The 17020-nt window shown below is 59.5% G+C and carries 17 protein-coding genes and 1 tRNA gene; 6 read left to right on the top strand and 12 right to left on the bottom strand.

Annotation, left to right across the window (positions count from 1 at the left end):
* Positions 1–125: 125 nt before the first annotated feature.
* From AArcSt11_RS11880 to AArcSt11_RS11865, 4 genes are all read right to left on the bottom strand, one after another.
* Positions 126–197, bottom strand: a tRNA-Ala gene (locus AArcSt11_RS11880).
* Between the two features lie 59 nt (positions 198–256).
* Positions 257–1063 (bottom strand): L-rhamnose-proton symporter family protein, encoded by an 807-nt coding sequence (locus tag AArcSt11_RS11875; RefSeq protein WP_250597300.1) that lies wholly within the window; start codon positions 1061–1063, stop codon positions 257–259.
* Entirely contained in the window at positions 1063–1986 is a 924-nt protein-coding gene (locus AArcSt11_RS11870) for an E3 ubiquitin ligase family protein (RefSeq protein ID WP_250597299.1), read from the bottom strand. The genes AArcSt11_RS11875 and AArcSt11_RS11870 overlap by 1 nt, the downstream gene beginning before the upstream one ends.
* A gap of 28 nt (positions 1987–2014) precedes the next feature.
* Entirely contained in the window at positions 2015–2602 is a 588-nt protein-coding gene (locus AArcSt11_RS11865) for a LemA family protein (protein ID WP_250597298.1), read from the bottom strand.
* A 344-nt stretch (positions 2603–2946) separates the two neighbouring features.
* On the opposite strand from AArcSt11_RS11865, the gene AArcSt11_RS11860 reads away from it, so the two are divergent.
* Genes AArcSt11_RS11860 through AArcSt11_RS11845 form a run of 4 tightly spaced genes read left to right on the top strand, consistent with a single transcriptional unit; the run spans position 2947 to position 5470 of the window.
* Positions 2947–3408 carry a 30S ribosomal protein S15 gene (locus tag AArcSt11_RS11860; protein WP_250597297.1) on the top strand — a complete coding sequence of 154 codons (462 nt, stop codon included), beginning with the start codon at positions 2947–2949 and terminating at the stop codon, positions 3406–3408.
* Positions 3409–4584, top strand: coding sequence for an exonuclease RecJ (locus AArcSt11_RS11855; protein ID WP_250597296.1), 1176 nt, complete (start codon positions 3409–3411; stop codon positions 4582–4584).
* On the top strand, positions 4581–4838 hold the full coding sequence (locus tag AArcSt11_RS11850; protein ID WP_250597295.1) for a KEOPS complex subunit Pcc1: 258 nt from the start codon (positions 4581–4583) through the stop codon (positions 4836–4838). Before AArcSt11_RS11855 ends, AArcSt11_RS11850 begins: the two co-directional genes overlap by 4 nt.
* Positions 4835–5470 carry a 30S ribosomal protein S3ae gene (locus AArcSt11_RS11845; protein ID WP_250597293.1) on the top strand — a complete coding sequence of 212 codons (636 nt, stop codon included), beginning with the start codon at positions 4835–4837 and terminating at the stop codon, positions 5468–5470. The genes AArcSt11_RS11850 and AArcSt11_RS11845 overlap by 4 nt, the downstream gene beginning before the upstream one ends.
* 47 nt (positions 5471–5517) lie before the next feature.
* On the opposite strand, the gene AArcSt11_RS11840 is transcribed toward AArcSt11_RS11845, so the two are convergent.
* Positions 5518–5931 carry a cupredoxin domain-containing protein gene (locus AArcSt11_RS11840; protein WP_250597291.1) on the bottom strand — a complete coding sequence of 138 codons (414 nt, stop codon included), beginning with the start codon at positions 5929–5931 and terminating at the stop codon, positions 5518–5520.
* A gap of 115 nt (positions 5932–6046) precedes the next feature.
* Between AArcSt11_RS11840 and AArcSt11_RS11835 the strand changes: the two genes are divergently transcribed.
* Entirely contained in the window at positions 6047–6760 is a 714-nt protein-coding gene (locus AArcSt11_RS11835; protein WP_250597289.1) for a protein sorting system archaetidylserine synthase, read from the top strand.
* A gap of 77 nt (positions 6761–6837) precedes the next feature.
* On the top strand, positions 6838–8070 hold the full coding sequence (locus AArcSt11_RS11830) for a HEAT repeat domain-containing protein (RefSeq protein WP_250597288.1): 1233 nt from the start codon (positions 6838–6840) through the stop codon (positions 8068–8070).
* Between the two features lie 12 nt (positions 8071–8082).
* Here AArcSt11_RS11830 and AArcSt11_RS11825 read toward each other — a convergent pair whose 3' ends face one another.
* The 7 genes from AArcSt11_RS11825 to AArcSt11_RS17095 are packed head-to-tail and all read right to left on the bottom strand — an operon-like array spanning position 8083 to position 16814.
* The gene (locus AArcSt11_RS11825) at positions 8083–8880 is read right to left on the bottom strand and encodes a DUF7289 family protein (RefSeq protein ID WP_250597287.1); all 798 of its coding nucleotides are present in this window, start codon (positions 8878–8880) and stop codon (positions 8083–8085) included.
* Positions 8877–9374, bottom strand: a complete 498-nt coding sequence (locus AArcSt11_RS11820; RefSeq protein WP_250597286.1) for a DUF7266 family protein — start codon at positions 9372–9374, stop codon at positions 8877–8879. The genes AArcSt11_RS11825 and AArcSt11_RS11820 overlap by 4 nt, the downstream gene beginning before the upstream one ends.
* Positions 9374–9808 (bottom strand): DUF7261 family protein, encoded by a 435-nt coding sequence (locus AArcSt11_RS11815; RefSeq protein ID WP_250597285.1) that lies wholly within the window; start codon positions 9806–9808, stop codon positions 9374–9376. Before AArcSt11_RS11815 ends, AArcSt11_RS11820 begins: the two co-directional genes overlap by 1 nt.
* A gap of 2 nt (positions 9809–9810) precedes the next feature.
* Complete coding sequence (locus tag AArcSt11_RS11810; protein ID WP_250597284.1) at positions 9811–10401, bottom strand: DUF7288 family protein; 591 nt, start codon at positions 10399–10401, stop codon at positions 9811–9813.
* Between the two features lie 2 nt (positions 10402–10403).
* Positions 10404–10880: a DUF7287 family protein gene (locus tag AArcSt11_RS11805; protein WP_250597282.1), complete on the bottom strand. Its 477-nt coding sequence runs from the start codon at positions 10878–10880 to the stop codon at positions 10404–10406.
* 1 nt (position 10881) lies between these two features.
* Positions 10882–12936, bottom strand: a complete 2055-nt coding sequence (locus tag AArcSt11_RS11800; protein WP_250597280.1) for a type II secretion system F family protein — start codon at positions 12934–12936, stop codon at positions 10882–10884.
* Positions 12937–12938: 2 nt separating this feature from the next.
* Positions 12939–16814 carry an ATPase, T2SS/T4P/T4SS family gene (locus tag AArcSt11_RS17095; RefSeq protein WP_353617764.1) on the bottom strand — a complete coding sequence of 1292 codons (3876 nt, stop codon included), beginning with the start codon at positions 16812–16814 and terminating at the stop codon, positions 12939–12941.
* Positions 16815–17020: the final 206 nt, after the last annotated feature.

Below are 17020 nucleotides of genomic sequence, written 5' to 3'. Positions count from 1 at the left end.
TCCCTCCAGCTCCGCAGACTCGCTCACAAAAGTTCGCTCCGGTGGACTCGTCGGGACTGAGCAAACGCGGTTTGTTTGCGAGGGTCGACGAGTTCATTGACTGACGAGCGAAGCGAGGAAGGAAATGGACTCGTCGGGATTTGAACCCGAGGCCTTCCCCGTGCCAGGGGGATGATCTACCGCTGATCTACGAGCCCGCGTCGCCAACAATTGATTTACCGCGGGCATAAATAAACCCCTCGAAACGCCCTCTGTCTCAGGGATCTGTCAGCGATCGAGCCTGCCGCCGGTAGTACAGATAGAGGATCCCCGCAGGAACGTTGATCGGCGGGATCCCGAGCAGTACACTCCAGAACCAGGGGCTCTGTCGCCAGTCGGTTTCGGTCGCAAGAGACCAGGCGTCCAGTGCGGTCACGGCTGGCAACACCACCAGCGTCACGAGAGCGAATCCGACGACCCACCACAGGGAAACGAAGCCAACGAGGAGCGAGGCGTAGAACGCGGCTGAAAACGCAAGCCCAGCCAGGATACCGACGATACCTAGGCGTGAGCCTCGGGGAGGGTGATCGGGAACGATCGGTACGTAAAACCCCTCCTCGACGGTGAGGAGTACGCGCTGTCCGTTGAGGTCCGCGAACGCTCCGGGATCAATCTCGAGTGTCGCCAACCAGCGTCCCAGCCGTTCGTTGGTGCCCGAGTCTGGATACTCGAAAAACGTGGTCACAGTCTCGTCGCGAACCGACAGTTCGATAGCCAGCGCCGTGTCGGTCTCGATGTCGACGGGGAACGCATCCGGGACAGCGTCGGCATCGACACGGCCAGCTCCCGTTACGCGTGCGACGATCGAGTCATCAACCTCGGTTGCGGCCGTCGGAGCGAGATCCGATTCAAGATCAAGAAACTGATCGGCGGTGACGTCCGCATCACGGGTGGTGAGGTCAGCCTCGATCGCGTCCATCGACGGCGCTTGTTCGTCGTCTGGGGATTCCTCTGCAGGCGCCAGTTCGTCGGCGGCGGAGTCCGCGTCGGTTTCGACAGTCTTCTTGGAATCCTCGTCAGTCATCAGAGCAGGCCTGTTACGAGAAGGTAGACGCCAAAGACATTAAGAATGCCCCCACTGGCAAGCCAGACAGGTGCCTGGCGGCGAAGCGTCTGCACGGTAGTGTCTTCGGTGCCCGAATCCGAGACGACGAAGCGATTGGTCATCTCGTCTTTGGTGATGAGGAGCCGATCTTCGGTCTCAATCGCGTCGGCAGCCTTGTTCTCCTGCTCACGGGCGTTCCCGAAGACGTAGATCTCCTCACCCGGTTCGATGTATCGCTCGACGTAGCGCCGTCGCTGCCGCGAAAACAACCCGAGCGACATGAAGAGGTTGAGAAAGGGCGAACTGACGTAGGCCCAGTATTTGAGCAACGTCCGTACCGAGATGTTCGTCGGGTGGAAATCGTCCTTTGTTCGCTCGATGAACCCCTTATTGTCCCCGTCGATGTCGTGGTGCTCCTCGAACTGTTGTACGTCTGGTGGTGTTCGCTCGTCGGTGCGTGCCGTTCGGGTTCCCGTGCCGTTCTCGACGAGGAGGTCGAGATCCGAGGGATCCACAGGCACTCGCCCGGTATCGTCTTCGATATAAAACGGCTGTCCGATGTCTCCGCGGCCTACTGTCACCCAGACAGGGATACGCATGCTTTTTCGATTCTTTCCGGTTGGAATCCGGATGATGCGCCGTTCCTGCACTTCGTACTGGCCATAGACGCAGTCACCATCCGAGAGCGGTTTGGGAACCGTGCCGTTTGCCGGGACAGCTTTCCCTTCGAGTTCTGCTCGCCCACCAGCCACCGATCGTGCCTTTTGGGTTGGTGTATTTGCGATGAGCTGGCTCGTCTGGTATTTCCTGAGACCGACGTAGCCAATATACAGGCCGAGTGGGACCAGCAGCAGCGGCCACATGATCGACTCCACGAGCAAGACCACCACGAAATCAGCCATTGGAAGCGAGAGCGGGTACATACTGTGCTCAGACGTTCAGGGCTTCTTCGTAGTCGGGTGCGTCCTTTGCTTCTTCCTCGGCCTCGAACTGTTCTTTGTTGTCGTAGCCTAACTGGTTCGCGATGAGAATGTACGGGAACTGCTCGATTCGGGTGTTGTACCGTGTCACTCCGTCGTTGTAGACAGTCCGTTTATCCTGGAGATCGGCCTCGATCGCCCGGACGCTCTCGATCTGGTTGAACATCTCTTCGGTGCCGTCGAGGTCTGGATGGTCCTCCATGCGCATCTCGAAGTTCATCATTGCCTGCTGGACCTGCTGGTCGGCCTGTGCCTGTTCGGCGGGGGTATTGGCGTTCCCTGCCGACTCACGGGCTTCGGCCAGTTCGATGTAGAGATCTTCCTGATCGAGGGCCTTCTTGGCGAAGTTGATCACGCCATCCAGTTCGTCGTTACGCCGCTGGAGCGATGTCTCGATGTCTGCGTAATGCTTGTCGACGCGATTCTTGAGATCGACGAGGTTGTTGTAGAGGTTGATTCCGTACCAGACCGCGCCTGCCCCGATTAAAAAGAGGACAAACACGATCAGGAGTATAACGATGGTTAGCGTAGACACCATGTGATATCGATGCGGGTTCGATTACATAAATCCATCTATACTATTTCTTTTTAAAATACTTTGGAGCGTATAGGAAAAGTCCAACAGAGAAAAACACCGTTCCCCCAACGACACCGTAGTTGACGCTCAACTGGAAACTATTGGTCGTGGGGGGTAACAGGTGTATCATCCAGACAGAACAGTTCGACATGCTTTTGTTCCGGCGCGACAGGAAATGTACGTGGGAACAACACGGCCGCAAATCTGACTCGCCGTCCACTCGGGCGGCTTGGGATTGCGGAAGTGAACCCGGCCACGTGGCCGGTCTATCGTTTAGCGGTCTGTGCGGTTCCTATCCTCAAACTATGGCACGAATGCATACCAGTCGCCGTGGATCGGCCGGTTCCGATCACCCGGCGGCAGACGAACCACCGGAGTGGAGCGACGTCGACGCCGACGAGATCGAAGCGCGCGTCGTCGAGCTAGCAGAGCAGGGACACAGCGCGAGCGAGATCGGGCTGGTCCTGCGTGACGAGGGCGTCAAGGGGACGCCGATTCCGAACGTCAAGCTCGCGACGGGCAAGAAAGTATCCGAGATCCTCGAAGAGAACGACGCTGACCCCGAACTCCCCGACGATCTGTACAACCTGCTCGTCCGTGCAGTTCGACTGTACGAGCACGTCGAGGAGAACCCACAGGACCACCAGAACAAGCGCGCACTGCAGAACACCGAGTCGAAGGTTCGCCGCCTCGCGGACTACTACCGCGGCGACGCGATCGACGAAGACTTCCAGTACACCTACGAGAACGCCGTCGAGATCATATAGATGTCTACGAGCGGGCGAGCAACGACCGACGCTGACGCTACAAGTGACATCGCCGCCCAGCTACGTGAGGCCGGATTCGTCAGGCTGTTCGCGCATGCTGACGGCGATTCGCTTGCAGCGAGTGGCGTCCTCGCCCGTGCACTCGACGAAATCGGCTCGCCGTTCCAGGTGAGCGTTGTCGAAACACGCGACGCCTACATCCGACGGAGTGAACGAGTGGACGACGCGCTCGTCGTTCCGATCGGTATCGACCCCGGTCAGACCGACGAGTCGGTGCTATCAGCGATTCGACCAACGACTCGCCCGACAAGCGCGACTGCGTTCGAGATCGCACGCGACCTCGGAGTAACACCCGATGCTGTGCTCGCCCTCGCGGGTGCGGTCGCGAGTGGAGCAGCTATCGGTGCAGATGATACGGCCGGGGTACTGGACGCCGCAGTGGAACGTGGCGTCGAACAGCGCCCCGGTGTCGGACTCCCGGTCGACGACCTGTCGGACGGACTCGCCCACTCGACGCTGTTTCACGCTTCCTACTCGGGACGCCCCGAGGCGGTACAGGCGACGCTCGCAGAGCTCGCGTTGCCAGCCGAACTGGACGCCGATGCACATCGGCGTATCGCGTCGCTCGTCGCGCTGGACGCGACGGCTGTCGACGAGGGACAGGCTCGCGCCGCCGAAGCGATCGAAGGCGCGCTGTCTCCCTACACGATTCCGGACGGTCCGTTTGCGACGGTCGAAGGCTACGCTGACGTGCTCTCGGCCGTTGCGAGTAACGCGCCGGGGACCGGTATCGCGCTGGCACTCGGGTACGACGCCCGGTCGGATGCACTATCGGCATGGCGTACCCACGCTGCTGCAGTCCACGACGGGTTGCAGAACGGGACGACCGGCCGGTACGACGGCCTGTTCGTCGCACGCGTCGAGGACGCTCCCGTTCGGACAACGGCACGACTACTGCTGCAGTACTGCTCGCCGGAACCGACCGCACTGGTCGTCTCCGCCGACGAAGCAGCTGTCGCTGCCGTCGACGAAGCAGGCGATGCTTCCGTCGAGGACGCACTCGCGAGTGCTATCGAAACGACCGGCGGCGAGTTCGCTGGTACGAACCGACGAGGCTACGCCAGATTCGAGGGCGAAACAAAGTCTTTCATCGCCGCGTTCAGGGAGGCACTATGAAACGCGCAAGCATCCGAACGACATCCGAGTACGCCGAAACGATCGCACGAGCGATCCGGCCGGACAACACGGACGAGATGGAGACACGCGTCGAGAACGCCGCCGACGTCGACGACACTGACCGTGTCGTCACGATCATCGAGCGCGAGACCACTGGTGGACTCCAGACGAACGTTGACGATTACGTTGTCAATGTAGATGTCGCAACACAGATCGTACAGCACGCCGACCAACATACCAACACACAACCATGAGTGAACGATCCGTATCCAAGCAAGCACAGGAAAAGCGGTGGTACACCGTCCACGCTCCCGAACAGTTCGACCGCGAGGAGCTGGGTGAAACACCCGCCGACGAACCCGACAAGGTTCTCGGCCGCAACATCGAAACAACGCTGGGCGACCTTCGAAACGACGCCAGCGAGAACAACACGAAACTGAAATTCAAGATCAACGACGTCGGTAGCGACGCCGCGTACACCGAGTTCATCAAACACGAACTCACGCGGGACTACCTGCGTTCGCTGGTCCGCCGTGGTGCCTCGAAGATCGAGGCCTACGTCACGGTCCTGACGACCGACGATTACCGTGTACAGGTCCAGCCCGTCGCGTTTACGACGAAGAAGGCTGACGCCAGCCAGGAGCAGGCGATCCGCCGCGAGATGATCGACATCGTCGAGGAAGCGGGCGCAGAGCGCTCGTTCGAGGAGCTCCTCGACAGCATCGTCGAGGGTCGACTCTCTAGCGCGATCTACGGCGAGGCAAAGACCATCTACCCGGTCCGCCGCGTCGAGATCCAGAAAACTCGACTCGAAGCACGTCCCGAGGAGGTCGCAGCCGAAGAGGAGACCTCTGTCGACGTGGACGAAGAAGACGTCGACGTCTAGCGGTAGCGCTCGAAATTTTTGTGAGCAGTACCGACAGGTGACAATGCTCAGTCGTCAGTGACGACCACGACCCCAACCATCCCGCCACGCTCGTGTGGAATACAGACGTAGTTGTACTCACCGGGGACCTCGAAGGTGGACCGATATGTACTCTGAACGTCGATATTTCCTCCAAGATCCCTGTGCCACGAGTCCCGAGCGGCCTCCTCGCTCTCGTACCCGCCCGAGGCGAAGTAGTCTGCGCCGTCGGGAATCGCGTTTTCGTAGGCGGTCACGGTATGGGCGCGTGAGCTCGTGTTTCGCCAGACGACGGTCTCGCCGACCGACGCCTCGTAGGTCTCGGGCGTGAACCCGTTGGCAGTCATCCCGATGTCGTACTCGGCGTCGCCGAAGGCTGTACAGCCAGCAAGCCCGGCGAGCGTCCCAGCGCCAAGCGTGGCGAGATAGGTCCGGCGCTCCATACGAACAGATGAGGATTTGAAGAATATAGGTCGCCCGATCTATCGGGATCTGTTCGCCACTCCCCGTCGGGTCGAATGTAAAAACGTAAGTTACGTCTGGGCATTTCACGGGCATATGCAGCCACGTTTCGTCGGCCGGATGAGTCTCGCCGACGCAGTGACCATCTCCAACGCTGCACTGGGATTTCTGACCGTGGTGGTCGCCTTTTCGGATCCGATGGCCGCGGCACGACTGCTCCTGCTGGCCGCGATCGCTGACGGCCTTGACGGCGTCGTTGCGCGCGCGTACGGCGGCTCACCGGCTGGCGAGTACCTCGATTCGCTCGCGGACGTGGCATCGTTCTCCGTCGCCCCCGCAGTCATCGTCTTCGTGGTTGCCCGCGACGGGCTGGCCGTAGGCGGTCCCGCACTGACTCCCGAAGCGGCGCTGGTATTCGGACTACCTGCCCTGTTCGTCGCGATGGCAGTGCTTCGGCTTGGGATGTACACCGCCTACGACACGCGCGATTCCTACACCGAAGGAGTACAGACGACGCTTGCTGCGACGATCATCGGTGCAGCGATTCTCGCTGGGCTCGGTGACCCGTACTATCTGCTCGGGGCAACGGCACTGTTCTGTTATCTCATGGTCGCGCCGATCGAGTATCCGGATCTACTCGCCCGTGATGCGTTTATAATGGGCGTCACCCACGCGCTCGCGATCCTGATCCCGACGTGGGCCGGACGCACCTTTCCGTACGCCCTGTTGATCCTCGGACTGGCGTATCTGACTCTCGGGCCGCGGTTCTACTGGCGCGACGATGTGTCGGGCACAAACGGAAACGCTTAGAAGGCCTACGCCAAGATATAGAGCTATATGAGTCCGGTCACGCTCCGACGTAGCGGGCAGGGCATGGAGGGGTCTACATGAGTGACGATGATACCGGCGACGACGGCGAGGCAGAGGTCACGATCGAACAGCTCCGGGAACGGCTCTCGGCGATCGAGGAACAACTCGACGAGGCAGAAACCGAAATCGATCTCGACGAGATAGAGAGCGAACTGAACGCGCTCGAAACCGATCTCGAAACAGCTGATCTCCCCGAGCCGGACGACGAAGACGAGGAACCTCCGGCGGAGGAACTCGAAGACGAGAAAGCGGAGCTCGAAGACCAGCTCGAAGAAGCACGCGGTCCATACGACGAGGACGTCATCGAGGAGATCGACGCTGCGATCGAGGAGATCGAGAGCGCGGAGTGGACCGAGGCCGGTCTCGATGAGATCGAGAGCGCGGTCGAACGGTTCCTCGATGGCGTCAATGACGAACTCGATGCTGGCCTCGAACTCGCCGCTGAACCGGAGATCGAGGACTTCGTCGCGGGGCTCGAAGACGCTGCCGACGCCATCGAGTCGACCGGGCTGGACGCCGACGCCGACGAGGAGGCAATCGGCACGCTGCTCGAAGCGGCCGAAACGCTCGTCGACGATATCGACGCCGCCGAGACGTGGAGTGACCTCTCGGTTCGCGAAAAGCTCGACCACCACGGTTTCTACGACGTGCTGGACCATCGCAAGGACTTCCCGCCCGAATGGCACTCGCTGAAGGTGTTCGAGAAGCGCGGCGATGTCGAGAAGATCCTCATCGCGCTCGACCTGCTCGATTCGGATTTCATGGAAGAACACTGCCTCGAAGCCCTCGAACGGATGGGCCGCGAGGAGGCCGTCGAGCCCATGATGGAGCGCGCCCAGAAGCGCGATCAGGACGCCATCCGTATTCTCGGCAAGATCGGCTCCGAGGAACCAGTCGAGATGCTTGTCGAGTACATCGACGGCGACGGCAATCCCGGCCTCCAGAAGGTCGTCATCAAGGCGCTGGGCGAGATCGGCTCCGAGGACGCGACGGAAGCCGTTGCCCAGAAGCTCGACTCCGACACCGAGGAGCTCCGCAGTCGCGGCGCGCGCGCACTCGGTCTGATCGGCGATACCCGCGCGATAGAGCCGCTCGCCGACACGCTCGCCGAGGACGACTCCGACACCGTTCGCGCCAGCGCGGCGTGGGCGCTCAACCAGATCGGCACCGAAGACGCGCTGGAGGAGGTCAGCCAGTACAGCGACGACCGGGCGTATCTGGTGCAGGCGGAAGCTGAAAAGGCGGTCTGAAGGGGTTCAATCTTAACTGTCGCCACGTTCGAGGCTGAGATCGACTTCCGTGCTGCGGACCACAACCTTGTCAGCGGAAGGATTCTCACACGTTGCAGTAACCTCATCTCCGGACTCAATATCATTGAAGTCACCTTCCCAGTCGTTGGCATCGAAGTATCGAGCCCACGCGTCAGCATGTGAGGATCCCTCAATAGTGATCTCAATTTCGTTATCGTGTGTGTGCGCCTGTTGCTCCTCCTGTATCGCACCGATCTGCATCGTGCTCTCGCTGCCGACCGCCGTAGGACCGTCTCCCTCGATACTGGCGTCAACAAAAGAGACGATCGCACGAGTCTCATCGGGGTCTTCGAGTTGCCGACAGACGAACTCCGGCTCACGGATCATTACGCTGTTTTCGTCGTCAGAGCGGAATACAGCCCCGAGTTCGTACGAAATGCGGGTGTTATCGTTGTCATAGTGCATCGCACCCATATCTTGATCGTTCAGTTCACTTATTCCATCAACCGAAATTGTTGGAGAAGACTCATCGATACTCATCCGCGCACCCCGTGGATTCAACTCGGCCAGTCGCTCCTGACCGCGATTCGTCTGGAGATCGTTGAACGACGCCCCCATCGAGGAGAAGGCGCGTTCGGCGTTGCGGTCCTGCTGGGCCGCCTGCGCGTCGCCGAGCGCACCGAGACCAAAGATGTAGACGACGCCGACCGAGGTGATGATGATACCAAAGACGAGCACAAAGGCGAGCAGGTCGCTGACTGCGCGGTCGCGCGCCGATGGGGTGTCAGTGGAGTCGGGTCCAAATGTCATGGCCGATCATTCCGTAGTTCTAGATTGTCGCCGTCGTGATGGATCCAGATCTCGCCGCCCTGTACCGGTGAGCCAGTATCAACGTCAGATTCAATAACAAGCGGCACCTCGACGCTGTCTGTCTGTCCCGATTCGAGTTCAAGACAGTAGCGATCTGGGTTTGTTCCCGAGCCCTCCCAGACCTTGCAGTCGTCAATTAGCGTGACGAAATACTGCCCGCCCGAGAGCCGTCGCGGATGTTCGGTCCGAACCGTTATCTCTCCGTCCGACTCCTGCTGTGCCGCCTGATCCACTGCCGTAATCTCGCCTGCCAGACGATCACCGATCGTCGACTTCTCATCGTAGGTCGCCCGATCCTTCTGGCTATCCAGAAGCGTCCCCGTCCCGATCAACAGCCCCGAAATCAGGATCGTCGTGATCCCGATCGTGAGGACGTGCGTGATCGTCACCGAGACGGCGCGGCGGTCGGCGGGGAAGGATTGTTTTCGGCTCATTAGTTGAGGTCCTCCAACTCAATCTCTCGATCGATCGTCGCCGATCGTGTTTCGTAGACTACAGTGACTGTAGCACTCTCAATTTCATTTTCATCTTCATCTGTTTCTGCATCAATACTTACATCGGCAATGGTAGGTCCGGACTCGGCGTACCGTTCGGCAAGTAGCTCTGGATACTCGTCTTCGATATCGTCCTCGAAGTCATCCACATCGTACTCATCGTCGTTCACTCGGTCGGCGTACTCGAGTACGGTCCGCTCGACATCCGACTCCAACGCTCCCGCATCTGACACCCCCGCATTCGCCGAACTCGACGCCATATTCGCAGTAAATAACGTCGTCGAGAAGACGACCACGATACCGATCAGTACGAGCGAAAAGACGACTGCTCCGGCGAGGATGAGCTGTCCTCGGTCATCAGTGTGTCCCATCATGGTTATCGGATCGTCAGTCGCACCTCGACGACGTTGTAGATCTGTTCCGTGTCATCTGTATCGCTGATCGGGTACGGTGTATCTTCCTGATCTAATTCACCGAGATCGTCCCCACCGCTGGGATTACATCCGTCATTCTCGATGAGGGAGTCATCGTTATACAGAGTCACCGTGCGAGTCACACTGACGCCGTCCCGCGTCGACGCACCCTGATAGACGATTCGACTGGCGTCGTCGTCGTAGCTTGTCTCTCCGTCAGCAAACTCGACGTTGTACGATCGATCGCGGTCCCCAAATGTCTCTTCGAGCATCGTCCCGAACTCGTTGTCGGGCGGTGCCGTCGATGGACCGGTTCCTCCGAACCATCCCTCACTCTCCGTGTCGTAACACCGTACCGTCTCCGAGAGCAGCTCTTCGTCGGCAGCGATCTGCATGATGTCTTTCGCCTCCTGTTCGATCTGGGCCTGATTCCCGGTCTCGCCGGTCGAGGGGAGTAACACGGCGGAGTTGAGCGCGAAGAGGACAGCAGTCAGCAGTATCATCGCACCAATGACGCCTTCGAGCGTGAACGCCTGTCCGCGTGTGTCCGACATGATTACCAGACCCTCACTGTGAGTCGGCAGGCTGGATCGCAATCATCCTCATTAACGTCGCCAAACTCTTCGTGATTAACCTGTACGATCCGGGAGATAGACGACGCATCCTGTTCCTGATGTTCGTGGCCCCCTCTTGCTCTCTCCTCACCGTCTGGTTCCAATTCAGTTAATGTAATTTCGACTTGAGACGTAGAGGCTAGCCCGAAATCTTGCTGAAGTTGTCCACCCTCTTCGTCAACCCACGACTCGTCAGTGAGGACATTTCGATCCTCTTCACCATCGACGATCAACATCCCAACACGTTCGGCCTGCGCACTGGTATCCTCACCCTGAATCGCCTGTCCGTAGGGGGTAAACAGCGTCGGGAAGTACGCAAACACCGCGCCGACGACCAGCAGGAAGATGCTGATACCGATCGCAAAGTCCTGGGCGGTCTGGGCGCGTTCTTCGGTCCAGAAGTTCGTCGTTCCCGCCATGTTAGGTGATCAACATCCAGGTCACCAGTGCGATTGTCATGAGGACGATCACGAACTTCATCCCGCTGAGGATCTCGGCGTCGCGGATGTAGCCGCTGATCATCCCCGAGAGGATCGCCTGCATCGTCACCGCGTGCAGGAACAACATCGACATGAGCTGCGTGTCGACGTCCGAGCCAAGTGCCTCGGGACCACCGCCAGCACCAGCCCCGTCAAGTTCGCCAGCATCGGCCGCACCCTCTGTCAGGCCGGCCATCACGTCGAGGAACTGGGTCTGGAGGATCGCCATCACGGCCAGCAGCGTCAGGTAGGTCATGATAATGATGACGACCTGCATCAGGGTCCGGGAGCGACGCTCGCGCTCGATATCGTCCTGGTTCTCGCTGGCCTGTGCAGCCGTCGTGAGCACGTCGGTGATCTGGCTGGAGGCCTCCTGAGCCTTGCTGATGAGTTTGATGGTCCGGGCCATCCGCGGCATGTGGTACTTGTTGTTGAACTCCACGAGGGCATCCCGGAGACTCATCCCGTAGTTGACCTTCGCGTACATCGTCTCGAACTCCGTGGCGAGCTTGCCCGAGGACGTATCCGAGACCGTGCTAAAGGACTCCAGGAGCGTCATCCCCGTGTCGTTCGCACTGGAAAGCTTTCGGAGACTGTCGGACATATCGCTGAGCACCTTCTTTCGGTGTCTGACGTTCCACTCGTAGAAGATCGTCAGTGGAATAAGAACGATGTACAGCGGCAGGTAGACGTAGGCGAACGTTCCCCAGACGGCGTTCTCTTGCATTCCCTCCCACGAGGTCGGCACCGAGCCGGATGCCAGAGCCGTGACGACGACGACGAGTGCAACGGGGACAGTCAGCGCGAGCGTCATTAGCGGGTTATCCCTGAAGAAGATATGTGGCCGGCGGATGATTTTGAGCGTTTCGTAGGTCCCCTCGCGGTCTTTCATGCGGTCGAAGACGCCGAACTCGCCGGTGTACTCCTCGACTAACCCGAGGTTGAGAATCCCGGTATCAGTATCGACCTTTACCCACTGACTCGAGCCCTCCGGATTGAGATAACCGTCACCCGGCTCGTCTTCTTTGACCGTCGAGATCAACACGAGGAATCCGAGACCGGTCAGGGGGACCAGCGCGTAGACGGTTCCGTACAGCATCATCGTCTGGTCCTGCCCCATCATTTCCATGATGACGAGAATGATAATTAGCAAGAGCGGGAACAGGGAGAGCGTCATGTACATCTCCCCGAACAGCTCCAGGGTTTCGAGGGTCATCTCCTGTTGCTGTTTGGCGGTTCGCATGTGCTTTTCCTTTTTGTCGTCGAGGAAGCTCTGCATGTCCCCGCCGCTGTTGACGATCGAGAGCATATCCGTCAGAAACTGACTCAGCTCGTCGCTGGGCGATGTCATCGCCTGGTTCCGGATCGCACTCCGGTAGTCAGTATCGAAATACTCGGTTTCCTGCACGATGGTCTGGAACTCACGGGCCACCTCGCCATAGGTGTCTTCGGCGTTGGCCATCGCTTCGAGGATTTCGAGTTGATTCAACCCCCCCACCGAGAGGGCGTACATGAAAGAGACCGCGTCGGGCAACAGCATGTTGATCTCGCGTTTCCGTGCGGACGACCGGGAGTACGGGACCGCAACGAGTGCGCCAAAGCCGACTGCAAACCCGATCGTCCCGAAGACGAGTCCAGTAACGGCGATAACCAGGGGGACACGCAGGCTGATAACCAGTTCCAGCAGGGCCTCGTTCGCGATTGGGATGCCAAGCAGTGGGTCCTGCCCGAACAGCCCCATGGCGACCAGTGAGTAGCCTAGCAGCGTCCCCAGCGCCCAGAGGATGACGCCGCTGATGACGCCGATCGCGAGCGCCCGCGAGATGTACATCTCGACCGTCGACGGCATCCGGGACTCGGCCAGTTTCTGCTCGACGTCGGCGACGAAGTCGCTATCGTCGGCGAACAGTCGCTCGTACAGCGGGTAGAACGCATCGCCAAGACCGTCACCGGAGCCAACGCCGCCACCGGAGCCCCCAGTCCTGTCGAGGCTCATCGTCAGTCCTCACCGTCCTCTGCGTCGAAGTCGACGTACTCGAATCCTTCTATCCGCTCGTCGATCACGCCACCGTCGTGTTCTTCGCCCTCATCGCTATCGATCTCGTCGAAGACGGTACCGTCCTCGTCGCTATCGATCTCGTCGAAGACGGTACCGTCCTCGTCACCCTCCGCCTCGGGGTGATCCGGCTCTGTACCCTGTTCGCTGGGCTCGTCGGGATCGACCGTCTCCCTGGACTGGTCGACCTCCCGTTCGACGGGAGCCGGACTCTCTGAAGGGGGTTCAACCTCCGGTTCGTCGGGAGTCTCAGTCCCCGTGGATCCATTGGCGGATTCGGTAGTGTCAGACGCTTGCTCGCCCTCTGTCGTAGCCGCACCCTCATCCGGAACTTCGATCGTAATCTCCGGTTCGGACTCGTCGTCCGCGGGCTGCTCCGCTTCCCCCTCGGGTTCTGTGTCCGGTTCTGCTGGCGTGGACTCCTGGGGATGCTCGACGTCGGTCTCGACCGGCCCTGCATCCTCGCCGAACGGTGCTTCGTCGCGATCATCGAACAGGGAACCGCCGTCCGGATCGTCGCGCTCACTGAACACACCAGACTCGGGCGTCTCCCCGAAGACGCTCGCGGTGTCGTCGGCAGGTTCTCCGTCCGAATCGTCGTCGCCCCCAACGTCAGAATCGCCGCCTGTGTCGTCATCCCACGTGGGGCTAACCGGCTCGTCGGTGTCTGCAGACGCCTGTGTTTCTGTACTCTGTTCTGGCGGCTCGTCAGGGACGGGAGCATCACCGCTGTCGGCCGGCTCTCCGCTCTCCGTCGCCGCTTCCGGAGACTGTGGAGCATCAGTCGATTCCTCAGCAGTACCATCACCCCCCGTTTCCGTTGATTCGGTGTCCGATCCCACTGCAGGAGTGTCGACCTGTTCGTCTTCCGGAGGTGAGGGAGCCGTTCCCGATGCGTCCGGGGCGGTCGAATCGGCAGTCGCAGTCTCTTCGGACTCCTCGTCAGGGACGGTCGCCGGTAGGTCGGACCCTGACTCCGTGGTATCCTCGACATCGGTAGCCTCTGCCGAAAGGTTCTCGATCGCATCCCGTGCATCCGTTGCAACCGTATCGGCTCCGCCCGCGTCCGCACTCGCTTCCCCTGTTACATCGTCGCCGCCGAAGAAGAACCCGTCCTCCTCCGAGAGCCAGCCAGGATCGTCGACATCGTCCATACCGAAGTCGAAGCTGTCTTCATCCACGCCGAACGCGTCGTCCGCCGCGTCGAACTCGAACTCGTCGGTCTCGCCGGTGACCTCCGTGTCCTCCGGCTCTGCCATGTCGTCCAACGTGGTAGAGAGTCCGCTCGGCGTCTTCCCACGATACTCCTCGAAGATCGACTCCTGTGCGCGTTCGAGAATGTCTGTGGCCTCGTTCATCCCTTCCTCGTTGGCGGATGGGCGCGGAACAAGCGCTTCCTTTTCGGGATCGACATCGATCAGAACGCTTTCCATCTCGCGGAGGTCCTCCAGACTGTCCTCTAGCTGTCCGTTGGCGATCAGCGTGAGAATGGTGTCCGGATCGTTGATGTACGCCTGGATCGTCGCCGCGACCTTGCTGTACTCGCTGAGATCGTTCTTGATCAGGTACGCCAGGATCGTCCGCCGTTCCTCCAGCTCCCGCTCGAGTCGCTCCTGACCCCACCCACGATCGAACTTGATCTCTTCTAAGGTGTTCGACTCACCCATCTTGAGGAACTCGTCGGTCTCGGCCTGCCACTGATAGACATCCTGAACGTTGATCTCGTCGTTCTCGGCGTCGTAGTGGTTGACCTCGGTGAGTTCCTTGTTCCGACGGACCTTGTGACCCTGTACCCGTGTCTGGGTCTGGATCGAGACCAGATCCAGCGCCGTGAACATCGTCTTCGAGACGTTGATCGGTTCGGTCGTGAACCGTTTGAGCACCTCACCGACGCTGTCTGCGTGGAACGTCGTGTAGGTGGTGTGGCCGGTCGACATGACCTGAAACAGCGTCCGACCCTCCTCACCACGGATCTCACCCATGACGATGTAATCAGGGCGCTGTCGCAGTGCGGCCTCCAGCAGGTCGAACTCGTCGACGTCGCCCTCGTCGTCGTCGGAGAAGGAGGGTCGAGTGATGCTGGCGATCCAGTTTCGCTGTGGCAACTCGACCTCCCGGGTGTCCTCGATGGAGACGATCTTGGTGTTCGAGGGGATGAACAGCGACACTGCATTCAGGCTGGTCGTCTTCCCAGATGCGGTACCGCCGGCAAAGATCAGGCTCTTGTGGTTCTCGATACAGAGCCAGAGGAAGGCCATCTCGTCGAGGCTGAAGGTGTTCCAGTTGATCAGGTCGATCGGCGTAAAGGGGACGTCTTTGAACTGCCGGATCGTGTAGTTCGTCCCGTGGTCGGACACTTCCCGGCCCAGTGTGAGCTGTGATCGTGAGCCATCGGGCAGCGTGGCGTCGACCTGTGGACGCCGCTTGCTGATACCCTTCCCGGAACGCTGGGCCAGTTTGACGACGAAGTCGTCCAGTTCGTCCTCCTCGTGATAGACGTTCGATATAATCTGCTCGTAGTCGGTGTGATAGACGAAGACGGGCGAGTTGTAGCCGTCACAGGAGATATCCTCGACGTTGATGTCGTGTTTGATACCGTCGATCCGCTCGTAACCGATGAAGTCACGTTTCAGCAGGTAGAGCAGCTTCTCGACCTGATACTCCGTTAGTGACTCCGGATCGTCGGCAAGGACGGCGGGTTCCGGGCGGACCTCGATCCCCTCTAGTTGCCGCTCCTCATCGTCATCTTCGACGTCTTTCCCCATCAGCTTCTTGATTTCGTCGACGATGCCGCTTTCCTGGTCGGCGGTAGCGCTGAACAGATCGTAGCGTCTGAGAAGCCGCTTTGTCTCTCGATCAAGGACGTCCTTACGACTTTCCTCGTCACCGGCGGTCGCTATCTCGTCGTCAGCGTACTTGATCGCCGTCCGGAGCTTTCCAGTGAGGAAGTCCCGGAGATTGTCCTCGATCTCGTTCTGGTGGGGCTCGATCAGGTAGTACTTTTTCTCGTTTTCCTTCTCGGAGTGAAAGAGGATGACGAAGGCGTAGGGTTTGTTGACCCAGTACCGGTTCTCCTCGCGAAAGTGGAGCTTTTTGGCCATCGGCACGGCCTTTTCGAGATCGTACCGATTGACGACCGTTGTGTAGCCACTGTCGGTAGTGAAAAACTCGTCTTCCTCGACCTCCTCGCGAACGTTGACCGTTCGTTCATCGATGAGATCGGAGAGTATCTCCGCCCGGTCGCCACCGGCATGTAGACGGCCCTCTACGGTGTCCGGATCGAAGCCCAGATAGTCCGATGGTTCCCAGGGAACCGGCTCGCCATCCGAGTTCTTGGGCGCTTTGACGTCCGTACCACGGCCCTCGTAGTAGAACTCCTGTTTGAAGTGTTCCCACTCGTACTCGTCTTTGACCGCGGCAGTCTGCATCGGGTCGATATACGACCAGAGCGTCCGGTCCCAGTCTTTCGCCCACGGTGCGGCAAAGTCGGCGACAACATCGGTAAAGCCGTCCGGCTGGAACCCGAGATAGGTGGCCGGATCGAGCGACGTATTCTGCCAGTCATCGCCAGTCGGCTTCGGCGGCTCGAGCTCCTCGTCTTCGCCACTGTCCAGACCGAGTTCTTCTTCGGGGGGATCCGGATAGAGATCGTCGACTTCATCACCGTAGCCAAACTCCTCCATAAAATCGGCCCACGTGTACTCCCCGACACGCACAGCATCCGAGGACGACTCCTGCTCGTCCTCGGCGGGAGCGGCCGACTCATCGGCGGATTCGAATCCACGTGACCCCGACTGGTCGGCGTCATCAATAGCCATTCGCTACCACCTTTACCTGATCAATCAAAAAACCTTCCGGCAATTATTATTAATGATAACTGGAGATGCAACGACTGCAGTTTCGCGATATATCCGGTTGTAGACGCTATGTGATGTAGTTTGCTGATTCAAAAGCAAAAATTTTTGCTGTGTATAGTAGTTATATGAAAAATCAACCCCAGGGAACGAGAGGTGTCATTCACCGA

Origin of the sequence: Natranaeroarchaeum aerophilus, assembly GCF_023638055.1 — an archaeon.
Taxonomy (GTDB): Archaea; Halobacteriota; Halobacteria; order Halobacteriales; family Natronoarchaeaceae; genus Natranaeroarchaeum; species Natranaeroarchaeum aerophilum.
This window is presented reverse-complemented; position numbering and strand designations above follow the sequence as displayed.

Bases quoted from the DNA above. Each gene is read 5' to 3' on its own strand.
- AArcSt11_RS11875 (WP_250597300.1), bottom strand. From the start codon at position 1,063: ATGACTGACGAGGATTCCAAGAAGACTGTCGAAACCGACGCGGACTCC.
- AArcSt11_RS11870 (WP_250597299.1), bottom strand. From the start codon at position 1,986: ATGGCTGATTTCGTGGTGGTCTTGCTCGTGGAGTCGATCATGTGGCCG.
- AArcSt11_RS11865 (WP_250597298.1), bottom strand. From the start codon at position 2,602: ATGGTGTCTACGCTAACCATCGTTATACTCCTGATCGTGTTTGTCCTC.
- AArcSt11_RS11860 (WP_250597297.1), top strand. From the start codon at position 2,947: ATGGCACGAATGCATACCAGTCGCCGTGGATCGGCCGGTTCCGATCAC.
- AArcSt11_RS11855 (WP_250597296.1), top strand. From the start codon at position 3,409: ATGTCTACGAGCGGGCGAGCAACGACCGACGCTGACGCTACAAGTGAC.
- AArcSt11_RS11850 (WP_250597295.1), top strand. From the start codon at position 4,581: ATGAAACGCGCAAGCATCCGAACGACATCCGAGTACGCCGAAACGATC.
- AArcSt11_RS11845 (WP_250597293.1), top strand. From the start codon at position 4,835: ATGAGTGAACGATCCGTATCCAAGCAAGCACAGGAAAAGCGGTGGTAC.
- AArcSt11_RS11840 (WP_250597291.1), bottom strand. From the start codon at position 5,931: ATGGAGCGCCGGACCTATCTCGCCACGCTTGGCGCTGGGACGCTCGCC.
- AArcSt11_RS11835 (WP_250597289.1), top strand. From the start codon at position 6,047: ATGCAGCCACGTTTCGTCGGCCGGATGAGTCTCGCCGACGCAGTGACC.
- AArcSt11_RS11830 (WP_250597288.1), top strand. From the start codon at position 6,838: ATGAGTGACGATGATACCGGCGACGACGGCGAGGCAGAGGTCACGATC.
- AArcSt11_RS11825 (WP_250597287.1), bottom strand. From the start codon at position 8,880: ATGACATTTGGACCCGACTCCACTGACACCCCATCGGCGCGCGACCGC.
- AArcSt11_RS11820 (WP_250597286.1), bottom strand. From the start codon at position 9,374: ATGAGCCGAAAACAATCCTTCCCCGCCGACCGCCGCGCCGTCTCGGTG.
- AArcSt11_RS11815 (WP_250597285.1), bottom strand. From the start codon at position 9,808: ATGATGGGACACACTGATGACCGAGGACAGCTCATCCTCGCCGGAGCA.
- AArcSt11_RS11810 (WP_250597284.1), bottom strand. From the start codon at position 10,401: ATGTCGGACACACGCGGACAGGCGTTCACGCTCGAAGGCGTCATTGGT.
- AArcSt11_RS11805 (WP_250597282.1), bottom strand. From the start codon at position 10,880: ATGGCGGGAACGACGAACTTCTGGACCGAAGAACGCGCCCAGACCGCC.
- AArcSt11_RS11800 (WP_250597280.1), bottom strand. From the start codon at position 12,936: ATGAGCCTCGACAGGACTGGGGGCTCCGGTGGCGGCGTTGGCTCCGGT.
- AArcSt11_RS17095 (WP_353617764.1), bottom strand. From the start codon at position 16,814: ATGGCTATTGATGACGCCGACCAGTCGGGGTCACGTGGATTCGAATCC.